Genomic DNA, 12,202 nt, shown 5'->3' on the forward strand with positions numbered 1-12,202 from the left:
TAACCGCACCAGAATAGTTATGCAAATGGAGTGGGTTAAAATTTATTAAACTGCAGCGAAGCAGGTAAAGCGTAGCACAAAATCGCGCCACTTAGCGGCAGGCTGCGTAACCGGGCGGCGCAGCCGCAAAAGAGACGCGCCGCAGGAGAGCGGCGCGCCGGGGAAGAGATTATTTTTTCGCCTGCTCCAGCGTCTGGCTCAGCGTGCCGCCACCCGGATGCGCCCAGTCGGCGACGTAGCGTACGTCATCCACCACCCAGCAGGTGCCTTCACGGATCATCAGCACCTCATCCTGCCAGCTTTTGCCGTCGCGGCTCAGCTCGACGCGCAGCGGAATATTGCGCGCGTCGCGGTTTGGGATGGTAGAGCTGTCCGCCACGCTGGCGGCGGTCGGCCCCTGCGCCAGACTGGAGAAGAGATCGCCGCTGCGCCACGGGGCAGTGGCGTTGCCGCTCTGCGCGTTCGCCTGCTGCAGCGCCTGATAGAGGCGCTCGCTCAGGTAGGGACGATATTTCGCCAGCCGATCGCTGCCCGGCAGGCCTGGCGTCGGCTGCTGAACGCGCAGATCGTAAAACTGCTGCGCGACGCTGTCGGGGCCTCCCTCAACGCAGGGCGCGGTGCGAGGGCCGTTGTCCTTAATCACCGGCTCTACCGTGCTACAGGCGGAGAGCAGCAGCGCGGCGGGAAGCAGCAGCGCAAAGGCTTTGTTTCTCATCTCGATTTCCTTATTGTTCTCTGGCAAAGCGCTATTTTTAGCATAGAGTATAGCCGTGCTTTTTAGTTGAAAGAGCCCTGGCACCTATTTCATATCAGGAGAGAGCGATGAAATTTTCCACCACGCCCACGCTGGAAGGACACAGCATCAGTGACTACTGCGGCGTCGTCACCGGTGAAGCGATCCTCGGTGCTAACATTTTCCGCGACTTTTTCGCCGGTATTCGCGACGTGGTCGGCGGCCGCTCCGGCGCCTACGAGAAAGAGCTACGCAAGGCGCGCGAAATCGCCTTTGAAGAGCTGGAAGCACAGGCGAAGGCGCTGGGCGCCAGCGCGGTGGTCGGCATCGATATCGATTATGAAACCGTTGGCAAAGATGGCAGCATGCTGATGGTCAGCGTCAGCGGTACGGCGGTGAAACTCCGTTGAGGCTGCTGCTGGCCGCGCTGGCGCTACTGCTGGCGGGCTGCCAGAGCGGGCTGGAATCGCGGCAGGGCTACTGGGTTGACACCCGGCATCCGGCCTACGGCGCCAGGCCACGTATTAAAGCGATCGTCATTCACTATACCGCCGAAGATTTTCCCTCTTCGCTGGCGACCCTGACCGATCGCGACGTCAGCGCCCACTATCTTATTCCCCGTCAGCCGCCGCAGCGCGCCGGAAAGCAAGTGATCTGGCAGCTGGTGCCGGAGGCACAGCTCGCCTGGCATGCCGGCCCCAGCTTCTGGCGCGGCGCGACGCGCCTTAACGACACCTCGATCGGTATTGAACTGGTGAACCGCGGCTACAGGCGCACCCTGACCGGGCGCGACTGGCAGCCCTTTACCGAGGCGCAGATCGCTGCCCTGACGCTGCTGCTAAAGGATATCGCGCGGCGCTACGCCATCGCGCCGCAGAATATCGTCGGCCACAGCGACGTCGCGCCGCAGCGCAAGCAGGATCCCGGCCCGCTGTTTCCGTGGCGGACGCTGGCGCAGCAGGGCATCGGCGCCTGGCCGGAGGCGTCGCGCGTGCAGCACTATTTAGCGGGCAGGGCGGCGGAGTCGCCGGTGGCGATGGAGAGGCTGCTGGCGGCGCTATCGCGCTACGGCTATGAGGTCAGCGGTGCCGCTACGCCGCGTCAGCAGCAGCGGCTCATCGCGGCGTTCCAGATGCATTTTCGTCCGGCGGACTATCGCGGTTTGCCGGACGCGGAGACCCTGGCAATTGCCGAGGCGCTGCTGGAGAGATATGGCGATTAGCGCTGCAGGAACGCTTTCCACCAGGCGACCAGCTGCTCCAGCGCATGGCGGTCGACATCGAGATGGGTGACGATACGCGTTACCGGCCCGACGCTGAGCAGCACCTCGCGCTCGGCGAACCAGCTTTTCAGCGGCGCAATCTGCTCGGCGGGCACGCGCACGAATACCATATTGGTCTGCTGATCCACCACCTCGACGCCCGCCTGCTGCAGCTGCTGGCTCAGCCATGCGGCGTTATCGTGATCCTCCTGCAGGCGCGCCACGTTGTGCTGCAGCGCATAGAGGCCCGCCGCCGCCAGAATGCCGGCCTGGCGCATGCCGCCGCCCACCATTTTGCGCCAGCGGCGGGCGCGCTCGATATAGGCTTCATCGCCGCACAGCAGCGATCCCACCGGCGTGCCCAGCCCTTTTGACAGGCAGATCGTCAGCGTGTCGCAGTAGCGCGCGATCGCTTCCAGAGTCACTTTTTGTGCCACCACCGCGTTAAAGATGCGCGCGCCGTCGATATGCAGCGCCAGCTTGCGCTCGCGGCTAAACGCCCAGGCGCGGGCGAGATAGTCGAGCGGCAGCACCTTGCCATGGTGGGTGTTCTCCAGGCTGAGCAGGCGGGTGCGAGCAAAGTGGATATCGTCCGGCTTGATGGCCGCCGCCACGAGATCGAGAGGCAGCGTGCCATCTTCGGCGGCAAGGATCGGCTGCGGCTGGATGCTGCCCAGCACCGCGGCGCCGCCCGCTTCATACTTGTAGTTATGCGCCTGCTGGCCAACGATATATTCGTCGCCGCGCTCGCAGTGGCTCAGCAGCGCCACCAGATTGGCCTGGGTGCCGGTGGGGAAGAACAGCGCGGCCGCTTTGCCGCTGAGTCGGGCGGCCTCCGCCTCCAGCGCGTTGACGGTGGGATCGTCGCGATAGACGTCATCGCCGGTTTCGGCGGCCATCATCGCCTGCAACATTGCGGCGCTCGGCCGGGTTACGGTATCACTGCGTAAATCGATCACGTTGCTCTCCTGAGAAAAGAAAAGCGGGCGTAAACGCCCGTTAGGAATACCAGCAGGTGCCCATGCCACCCTCTATCCAGGCTTTGAGCACGCTGAAAGAGACATCAACGCTCAGCGTCTTCTCTCTCTTTTACCGCAGCCAGTTGGTTTTCGCCAGCTCCACCACCTCATCGCCGCGGCCGTTCAGGATCGCGCGCAGCATATAAAGGCTGAAGCCTTTCGCCTGCTCCATCTTGATCTGCGGCGGCATCGCCAGCTCCTCTTTAGCGGTGATAACGTCCACCAGCACCGGACCGGGGTGCGCGAACGCCTGCTCCAGCGCGCCGTTAAGCTCGGACGCCTTCTCTACGCGCAGCCCTTTGATGCCGCACGCCTCAGCAATGGCGGCGAAGTCGGGATTGTCCAGCTCGGTGCCGTCGGTAAGATAGCCGCCCGCCTTCATTTCCATTGCAACAAAGCCCAGCACGCTGTTATTGAAGATCACCAGCTTCACCGGCAGCTTAAGCTGCGCCAGGGTAATAAAGTCGCCCATTAGCATGCTGAAGCCGCCGTCGCCGCACAGCGCCACCACCTGACGATCGCGGTTCAGCGCCTGGGCACCGAGCGCCTGCGGCATGGCGTTCGCCATCGAACCGTGGTTGAAGGAGCCAAGCAGACGGCGACGGCCGTTCATCTTCAGATAGCGCGCGGCCCAGACGGTGGGCGTGCCGACGTCGCAGGTAAAAATCGCGTCATCGCTGGCGTAGTGGCTAATCTGCTGCGCCAGATACTGCGGATGGATCGCCTGCTTATCATTGGCGTTCGCCAGCTCGTCCAGGCCTTTGCGCGCGTCGGCGTAATGCTCCAGCGCGCTGTCGAGATGGTGGCGATCGGTTTTTTTCTCCAGCCGCGGCAGCAGCGCCTGCAGCGTCGGCTTCACCGCGCCGACGTAGGCCTGATCGAGATGGCAGTGCGCGCCGAGGCTGCCGGGGTTGATATCGAGCTGGATAATTCTGGCGTGTTCGGGATAGAAGGCGCGATAGGGGAATTTGGTGCCGAGCAGCAGCAGCGTGTCGGCGTTCATCATCGCATGATAGCCCGATGAGAAGCCGATCAGCCCGGTCATGCCGACATCATAAGGGTTATCGTACTCAAGGTGCTCTTTGCCGCGCAGCGCATGGACGATCGGCGCCTTCAGCGTCTCCGCCAGCCGCACGACTTCGTCATGAGCGCCGGCGCAGCCGCTGCCGCACAGCAGCGTAATATTGCTGGCCTCGTTCAGCGTTTGTGCCAGCAGCGCCAGCTCGCTCTCCTGCGGCAGAACCTGCGGCAGCAGCGGCGGATACCAGGCGGACGAGGCGCCTTCAGGCGCAGGCTTCAGCGCCACGTCGCCCGGCAGCACCACCACCGATACGCCGCGGTTAAGGATCGCCTCGCGCATCGCAACGCCCAGCACCTGCGGCAGCTGCTCCGGGCTTGAGACCAGCTCGCAGTAGTGGCTGCATTCGCGGAACAGCTCCTGCGGATGCGTCTCCTGAAAATAGCCGCTGCCGATCTCGCTGGAGGGAATATGGGCGGCGATCGCCAGCACCGGCACGCGGTTGCGGTGGCAGTCGAACAGGCCGTTAATCAGATGCAGGTTGCCCGGCCCGCAGGAGCCGGCGCAGACCGCCAGCTCGCCGCTGACGTGCGCTTCCGCGCCCGCAGCGAAGGCGGCGACCTCTTCATGACGCGTCGGCATCCACTCAATGGTGCCCATGCGGTTCAGGCTGTCGCTCAGCCCGTTCAGGGAGTCTCCGGTCACCCCCCAGATACGTTTAACGCCGGCGTTTTCCAGCGTTTTTGCGATCAGCGCCGCAACGGTCTGTTTCATCGTACTCTCCTCTGGCTGCAAGCCATCTTCCAGATGGCGGACAAAAAGAGAAGACTAGACGAGGTTTCGCCAGCGCAGCCGTGAAAAAGTGCGCTGTGCGTTACGCAGAGAAAAAAGCGATCAGCAGCGGTGCCAGCAGACTCATCACAAAGCCATGCACAATAGCGGCCGGCACAATTTCGTTACCGCCCGCGCGCTGCAGCACCGGCAGGGTAAAATCCATCGCCGTTGCGCCGCACAGCCCCAGCGCGCTGGAGCGGTGGCGGGCAATCAGCGCCGGGATCAGCATAATAGCGGTCAGCTCGCGCAGCAGATCGTTAAAAAAGGCGGCGCTGCCGATCACCGGCCCGAACGCCTCGGTCATCAGGATGCCGGAAAGGGAATACCAGCCGAAACCGCTGGCCAGCGCCAGGCCGGTTTTCAGCGGCAGACCCAGCAGCGCGGCGGCAATCGCGCCGCCCAGCAGCGCGCTCAGCAGCACCACAGCTGACACCAGCATACCGCGTTTATTCAGCAGAATCTGGCGCAGGGTCATGCCGCTGCCGCGCAGCTGCACCCCGACGAGGAACAGCAGCAGGATCAGCGCATATTCGCTGGCGGTCGAGGCGTGGCGCAGAAAGGCGAGCTGCGTCAGCCCGGTCAGAAAGCCCACCACCACCACGCCGCACAGCGTCAGCGAGTCGAGCGCCATACGCAGCCGCGACGGCAGCGCTTCCTGTCTATGCTTGTGCTGCCAGGGGCGCTTTTTTTCCAGCAGACGCAGCGCCAGCAGGTTACACAGCAGGATCGCCAGCGCGCTCACCAGCGCGATATGAAAGACGCTAAGCAGATTGCGGCTGAGATTATCGAGAAAGGCGAGGCTGATGCCCATAAAAAAGAGAATGATATAAACCATCCAGCCCAGCAGACGATTCACAAGACGTAAAAATGCGGGCTGATGCAGCGGCAGCAGCCAGCCCGCCACCAGCGGCAGCAGAATAATAAGAAGCCCAGAGTACATAACGGATGCGTTTCCTTGCAGAGAGTGCGGACACGCTAGCGAAAAAGCCTGATAGAGTAAACCTTTGTATTACAGCGGCATGGCTGGACCTGAGGAGAGTTTCATGATTCTGGAACATATCGAGATTAGCGGCTTTCGCGGCATTAATCATTTATCGCTGCCGCTCACCCAGACTACCCTGCTGATTGGCGAAAATACCTGGGGGAAATCGAGTCTGCTGGACGCTCTCAGCCTGCTGCTTGCGCCCCAGGAGACGCCCTATCAGTTTTCCCGGCACGATTTTCACTTTACGCCCGGCAATCAAGAGAGCCCGGTGCGGCGGTTACAGATCCAGTTTCATTTTCGCGATGACGGCAGCGAGCAGGCGGCGGCTTTCTCGCCGTTCTGGCAGCGCGACGCCCAGGGCACGCGCTGGCTCTACTTCAGCACTCGCGCCCGGCTGCGCGCGAGAGAGGTTACCGCCTCGCGTCGCTTTCTGCGCGCCGACGGCGAGGTACTGCCGCTGACGGGCAGCGAGGAGGCGATACGACAGCTGGCGCGGCTGCATCCGGTGCTGCGTCTGCGCGATGCGCGTTTTAGCCGGCGGTCACGCCATGACGCAGAGGATGCGCAGGCACAAAGCACCCAGGCCAGCGCACTGGCGGCGGATATCAGCAGCCTGACGCGGCAGCTGGCGTCGCAGCCCCATCAGATCAGCGATGAAACGCTGCGGCAGGGCGTCGCCACCCTGCAGCAGCTGATGGAGCACTATTTTCTGGTGCTGCAGCCCGCTGACGGCGGCGCGCGGCGCAGCGATCCGCAAACGCGCAACGGCGCACACGGCTGGCGCGCGCTCGATCGGCTTAATCAGCTGATCGGCGAAACCGATTCGCGCAGCCAGCAGATCGTGCTGCTACGCATGTTTGTGCTGCTGGCGCAGGCGCGCGGCGCGGCGGCGATCTCGCCCGAGGCGCGTCCGCTGCTGCTGATTGAAGATCCGGAAACCCGGCTGCATCCCATTATGCTGTCGGTGGCCTGGAATCTGCTCGATCTTATCCCGCTACAGAAAATCGCCACCACCAACTCCGGCGAACTGCTGTCGCTGACGCCGGTGGAAAATGTCTGCCGGCTGGTGCGTGAGCCGACGCGCGTCGCCGCCTGGCGTATCGGCCCGCAGGGGCTGAGCGCCGAAGAGAGCCGCCGTATCGGCTTCCATATTCGCGTCAACCGGCCGTCGGCGCTCTTTGCCCGCTGCTGGCTGCTGGTGGAGGGCGAAACCGAGGTATGGATTATCAACGAGCTGGCGCGCCAGTGCGGCTTCCACTTTGCGGCGGAGGGCGTTAAGGTGATCGAGTTCGCGCAGGCGGGCCTGAAGCCGCTGCTGAAGTTCGCCGCGCGCATGGGCATCGCCTGGCACGTGCTGACCGACGGCGACGACGCCGGCAATAAATACGCCGCCACGGCGCGCAGCCAGATGAAGGCCCATGATGAGAGCGACCACCATCTTACGCAGCTGCCCGCCCTCGATATGGAGCATTTCTTGTTCAGCTCGGGCTTTAAAAATGTCTATCTGCAGATGGCGCATCTGCCGTTAAATGCGGCGCTAAGCCCAAGGCGTATTATTACCAAAGCGCTTCAGCACGCCTCCAAGCCGGAGCTGGCGATCGCCGTGGCAACGGCCGCCGCCGAGCGCGGAGAGCAGGCGATGCCGCCGCTGATGCGCCAGATGTTTTCCCGCGTGATGTGGCTGGCGCGCGGCAAGGCGGATTAACCGCACGTGCGCAATAAAATAAAATGCCAGCGACACGGCTGGCATTTTTTGGGAGAGCGTTCAGAATGGGGTGATAGCAGTTCAGGCGTGCTGTACAGCGTCCACCGGCACGATCAAACTGGCGTGATTGCCTTTCGGGCCCTGATGAACATCAAACTGAACTTGTTGGCCGGCTTTTAATGTTCTGTAGCCATCCATCTGAATCGTAGAGTAGTGCGCGAAGATATCTTCTCCGCCGCCGATCGGACAGATAAAGCCGAAGCCCTTGGCGTTGTTGAACCATTTAACAGTACCCGTCTCCATGCTTTTACTTCCCTCGCAAGACATTTTGATAACCAGGTGAGTAAATTAAAGCTGGGGTCAAGTTTGTTTAAAACTCAATCAGCTTGTGTCTGTAGAATGTAGAGAAAGGGCCCCTGGCGTCAAGCAAACCACCGGAGAGCGTAGGGACAAAATCATCAAAATTTGAGGCAGTTAACGCTATTGCGAATTTTGTGATACAGGTCGCGCGCAGGTTTTTTCGCAAAAAATCGATGCGGCAGAAGGGTGCTTGACAGGCGTGTTAAACTCTACGTATGGACAGTTAATCGTCCGTATCGATGCGCAGAATTTCAACGGAACATTATGGCAAATACTAACGACTGGCTTAACTTTGAACACCTGGCCGAAGACAAAGCGAAAGAGGGACTGCAGCCGCCCTCTATGTATAAAGTCATCCTGAATAATGACGATTATACACCTATGGAATTTGTTATTGACGTTCTGCAAAAGTTCTTTTCTTATGATGTTGAACGTGCAACGCAACTGATGCTGAAAGTTCACTACCATGGAAAGGCGATCTGCGGTGTTTTTACCGCCGAAGTGGCGGAGACCAAAGTCGCGATGGTGAACAAGTACGCACGGGAGAATCAGCATCCATTGCTGTGTACGCTGGAAAAAGCCTGAACTCGCCCTCATATAGTTAAGGTGAGGTTGTCAGAGCGATAATTGGGGGAGGTGCCTATGCTCAATCAAGAACTGGAACTCAGTTTAAACATGGCTTTCGCCAGAGCGCGTGAGCACCGTCATGAGTTTATGACCGTCGAGCATTTGTTGCTGGCTCTGCTCAGCAACCCGTCGGCCAGAGAGGCACTGGAAGCCTGTACCGTCGATATTGTCGCCCTGCGGCAAGAACTCGAAGCGTTCATCGAACAAACCACACCGGTGCTGCCCGCCAGTGAAGCGGAGCGCGATACCCAACCTACGCTCAGCTTCCAGCGCGTACTGCAGCGCGCGGTATTCCATGTCCAGTCATCGGGCCGCAGCGAAGTCGCTGGCGCCAATGTGCTGGTCGCCATCTTCAGCGAGCAGGAGTCGCAGGCGGCCTATCTGCTGCGTAAGCATGAAGTGAGCCGCCTTGACGTGGTGAACTTCATCTCTCACGGTACGCGTAAAGACGAACCTGGTCAGGCGCCGCACAGTGAGAATCCGGTTAACGAAGAGCAAGCAGGCGGGGAGGATCGTATGGAAAACTTCACCACCAATCTTAATCAGCTTGCTCGCGTCGGCGGAATCGATCCGCTGATTGGTCGCGACAAAGAGCTGGAGCGTACCATTCAGGTGCTGTGCCGCCGTCGTAAAAACAACCCGCTGCTGGTGGGTGAATCGGGCGTCGGTAAAACCGCCATCGCGGAAGGCCTGGCCTGGCGCATCGTGCAGGGCGACGTGCCGGAAGTGATGAAGGATTGCACCATCTACTCGCTCGATATCGGTTCGCTGCTGGCGGGCACAAAATATCGCGGTGACTTCGAGAAGCGCTTTAAAGCCTTGCTGAAGCAGCTGGAGCAGGACAACAGCAGCATTCTGTTTATCGATGAAATCCATACCATCATCGGTGCAGGCGCGGCGTCCGGCGGCCAGGTCGATGCGGCTAACCTGATCAAGCCGCTGCTCTCCAGCGGGAAAATCCGCGTGATGGGCTCTACCACCTATCAGGAGTTCAGCAATATCTTCGAAAAAGATCGCGCGCTGGCGCGTCGCTTCCAGAAGATCGATATCACGGAGCCGACGCTGGACGAAACCGTGCAGATCCTGAACGGTCTCAAGCCGAAGTATGAAGCGCATCACGACGTGCGTTACACCGCGAAAGCGGTACGCGCTGCGGTTGAGCTGGCGGTGAAATATATCAACGACCGTCATCTGCCGGACAAGGCGATCGACGTGATCGATGAGGCGGGCGCGCGTGCGCGTCTGATGCCGGCCAGCAAGCGTAAGAAGACCATTAACGTCTCTGATATTGAGACCGTGGTGGCGCGTATTGCGCGTATCCCTGAGAAGAGCGTTTCAGCTACCGACCGTGACACCCTGAAAAATCTCGGCGACCGCCTGAAGATGCTGGTGTTCGGCCAGGATAACGCCATTGAAGCCCTGACTGAAGCGATCAAAATGAGCCGCGCCGGACTGGGCCAGGATCGCAAACCTGTCGGCTCCTTCCTGTTTGCCGGTCCGACCGGCGTCGGGAAAACCGAGGTTACGGTTCAGCTGGCGAAGGCGCTCGGCATTGAGCTGCTGCGCTTCGATATGTCCGAATATATGGAACGTCATACGGTGAGCCGCCTGATTGGTGCGCCTCCGGGCTATGTCGGCTTCGATCAGGGCGGTCTGCTGACCGATGCGGTGATCAAACATCCGCATGCGGTGGTGCTGCTCGATGAAATCGAGAAAGCGCATCCGGACGTCTTTAACCTGCTGCTGCAGGTGATGGATAACGGCATGCTGACGGATAACAACGGGCGTAAAGCGGACTTCCGCAACGTGGTGCTGGTGATGACCACAAACGCGGGCGTACGTGAAACCGAGCGTAAGTCGATTGGTCTGATCCATCAGGACAACAGCACCGACGCCATGGAAGAGATCAAAAAGATCTTTACGCCGGAGTTCCGCAACCGTCTCGACAACATTATCTGGTTCCGCCACCTGTCACCGGAAGTTATCCATCAGGTCGTGGACAAGTTTATTGTCGAATTGCAGGCGCAGCTGGATGCGAAGGGCGTTTCGCTGGAGGTCAGCGACGAAGCGCGCGACTGGCTGGCGGAGAAGGGCTACGACAAGGCGATGGGCGCGCGTCCGATGGCGCGTACGGTGCAGGAAAACCTCAAGAAACCGCTGGCCAACGAATTGCTGTTCGGCTCGCTGGTGGATGGCGGATCGGTCTCTGTGGCGCTCGACAAAGAGAAGAATCAGCTGACCTACCACTTCCTCAGCGCGGAAAAACGCAAAACGGAAGGCACGGTTCACTAAACGCCGTACGGTAGAAATAGAAAAGGCCAGATGCGAATCTGGCCTTTTTTTTCACCGCCTTTCAGGCGGCGAAAGCGAAACGAAGCCGCTTAGCGACTACGGAAGACAATGCGGCCTTTGCTCAGGTCGTACGGGGTCAGCTCAACAGTCACTTTGTCGCCCGTCAGGATGCGGATATAGTTTTTGCGCATTTTACCGGAGATATGAGCGGTAACCACGTGACCGTTTTCGAGTTCTACACGGAACATGGTGTTAGGTAACGTATCAAGTACGGTACCTTGCATTTCAATATTGTCTTCTTTGGCCATCGAATCCTCTGGGTGGACTAGCTTTCAGTGAACCGGCAAGATAATGCCGAATTCCACGATTTATGTAAAGAAACGTTGGCGGTAAGGCCAACGCTTCGCCGTGCTTCGCGCGAGGGCACGAGCATCTCGGTTAAATTCGGGTGTTTATGTGACGTCTGCGGGGGATTAACGGGCTAAGAATCTGCATCAGTAGGCGGTAACACGCGCTCATCTGAAACAGTTCCGGGAGTGCGTTGTGATTCCCAGCCTGGCAATTCCGGCTCGCCGTTGCGAAGCGCGGACGACATACCAAACGCGACTATTATACCACTTTTACGCCTGATTGTGTGCAAAACATCTGCGCGGGCTTAAAAAAGGGTCTGAGTACGCCAGCAACCGGCACTGACAGGCTGCCAGGCAAGGGTCTGAACATACTGCAAATAGTCGACACGCGGGATCTCGCGCGCCCCCAGCGAGGCGGTGTGTGGATTTAAAACCTGGCAATCCACCAGCCTGCCCTGATATTTAATAAAATGCTGGCAAAAGACCCAGAGAGCGGTTTTCGAGGCGTTCTCGGCGCGGCTGAACATCGATTCGCCGCAGAATATCTGCCCCAGCGCGAGGCCGTACATGCCCCCCACCAGCTGCTGATCCTGCCAGACTTCGACGGAGTGGGCATGGCCCAGCTCGTAGAGACGCTGCCAGGCACGCTTCACCTCGAAGGTGATCCAGGTGCCTTCCTGGCGGCCGGCGGCGCAGCCTTCTACCACCTCGAAAAAGGCCTGATTCATCGTTACGCGGAACGGTGAGCGGCGATGAAAGCGCGCCATGCTGCGGCTGAGGTGAAAAGATTCCGGCAGCAATACCGCGCGCGGATCGGGCGACCACCACAAAATCGGATCGCCCGGCGAAAACCAGGGGAAGATGCCGTGCTGGTAGGCGCTGAGCAGGCGGGCAGGGGAGAGATCGCCGCCCATCGCCAGCAGGCCGTTCGGCTCGCGCAGCGCCATCTCCGGCGGTGGAAAATGAAGGGATTCCCGTGACAGTTGCACCAGTCTCATCGCATCTCTACTCGTCGCTT

The 12,202-nt window shown here is 60.1% G+C and carries 12 protein-coding genes; 5 read left to right on the top strand and 7 right to left on the bottom strand.

Annotated features, from left to right (window positions below; translation table 11 throughout):
• Positions 1 to 169 precede the first annotated feature (169 nt).
• Complete coding sequence (locus MHZ97_RS02130; RefSeq protein WP_103795332.1) at positions 170 to 715, bottom strand: lipoprotein; 546 nt, start codon at positions 713 to 715, stop codon at positions 170 to 172.
• Positions 716 to 822: 107 nt separating this feature from the next.
• Between MHZ97_RS02130 and MHZ97_RS02135 the strand changes: the two genes are divergently transcribed.
• Positions 823 to 1,143, top strand: coding sequence for a heavy metal-binding domain-containing protein (locus MHZ97_RS02135; RefSeq protein WP_033751347.1), 321 nt, complete (start codon positions 823 to 825; stop codon positions 1,141 to 1,143).
• A complete protein-coding gene (locus tag MHZ97_RS02140) occupies positions 1,140 to 1,955 on the top strand; it encodes an N-acetylmuramoyl-L-alanine amidase (protein ID WP_239312405.1) in 816 nt (271 codons plus the stop codon). Before MHZ97_RS02135 ends, MHZ97_RS02140 begins: the two co-directional genes overlap by 4 nt.
• Here MHZ97_RS02140 and ltaE read toward each other — a convergent pair.
• The 3 genes from ltaE to MHZ97_RS02155 all read right to left on the bottom strand — a co-directional run bounded on the left by ltaE (position 1,952) and on the right by MHZ97_RS02155 (position 5,805).
• Positions 1,952 to 2,953, bottom strand: coding sequence for a low-specificity L-threonine aldolase (gene ltaE / locus MHZ97_RS02145; protein WP_239312403.1), 1,002 nt, complete (start codon positions 2,951 to 2,953; stop codon positions 1,952 to 1,954). The genes MHZ97_RS02140 and ltaE overlap by 4 nt on opposite strands.
• Positions 2,954 to 3,083: 130 nt before the next feature.
• Positions 3,084 to 4,805: a ubiquinone-dependent pyruvate dehydrogenase gene (gene poxB / locus MHZ97_RS02150; RefSeq protein ID WP_239312400.1), complete on the bottom strand. Its 1,722-nt coding sequence runs from the start codon at positions 4,803 to 4,805 to the stop codon at positions 3,084 to 3,086.
• A 100-nt stretch (positions 4,806 to 4,905) separates the two neighbouring features.
• On the bottom strand, positions 4,906 to 5,805 hold the full coding sequence (locus tag MHZ97_RS02155; protein WP_103795336.1) for a lysine exporter LysO family protein: 900 nt from the start codon (positions 5,803 to 5,805) through the stop codon (positions 4,906 to 4,908).
• A gap of 103 nt (positions 5,806 to 5,908) precedes the next feature.
• Here MHZ97_RS02155 and MHZ97_RS02160 point away from each other — a divergent pair, with 103 nt between their 5' ends.
• Positions 5,909 to 7,555, top strand: a complete 1,647-nt coding sequence (locus MHZ97_RS02160; protein WP_239312397.1) for an ATP-dependent endonuclease — start codon at positions 5,909 to 5,911, stop codon at positions 7,553 to 7,555.
• Between the two features lie 81 nt (positions 7,556 to 7,636).
• Here the strand turns inward: MHZ97_RS02160 and cspD are convergent, their stop codons facing one another.
• Positions 7,637 to 7,858 carry a cold shock-like protein CspD gene (cspD, locus tag MHZ97_RS02165; RefSeq protein ID WP_103795338.1) on the bottom strand — a complete coding sequence of 74 codons (222 nt, stop codon included), beginning with the start codon at positions 7,856 to 7,858 and terminating at the stop codon, positions 7,637 to 7,639.
• Between the two features lie 321 nt (positions 7,859 to 8,179).
• Between cspD and clpS the strand changes: the two genes are divergently transcribed.
• A complete protein-coding gene (gene clpS, locus MHZ97_RS02170) occupies positions 8,180 to 8,500 on the top strand; it encodes an ATP-dependent Clp protease adapter ClpS (RefSeq protein WP_033751321.1) in 321 nt (106 codons plus the stop codon).
• Positions 8,501 to 8,557: 57 nt separating this feature from the next.
• The gene (clpA, locus tag MHZ97_RS02175; protein WP_103795339.1) at positions 8,558 to 10,834 is read left to right on the top strand and encodes an ATP-dependent Clp protease ATP-binding subunit ClpA; all 2,277 of its coding nucleotides are present in this window, start codon (positions 8,558 to 8,560) and stop codon (positions 10,832 to 10,834) included.
• A gap of 89 nt (positions 10,835 to 10,923) precedes the next feature.
• Here the strand turns inward: clpA and infA are convergent, their stop codons facing one another.
• Positions 10,924 to 11,142 (bottom strand): translation initiation factor IF-1, encoded by a 219-nt coding sequence (gene infA, locus MHZ97_RS02180; protein ID WP_002211347.1) that lies wholly within the window; start codon positions 11,140 to 11,142, stop codon positions 10,924 to 10,926.
• 347 nt (positions 11,143 to 11,489) lie between these two features.
• Complete coding sequence (aat, locus tag MHZ97_RS02185; protein WP_239312394.1) at positions 11,490 to 12,182, bottom strand: leucyl/phenylalanyl-tRNA--protein transferase; 693 nt, start codon at positions 12,180 to 12,182, stop codon at positions 11,490 to 11,492.
• Positions 12,183 to 12,202: the final 20 nt, after the last annotated feature.

Source organism: Pantoea sp. ACRSC, assembly GCF_022346785.1.
GTDB lineage: Bacteria > Pseudomonadota > Gammaproteobacteria > Enterobacterales > Enterobacteriaceae > Pantoea > Pantoea alvi.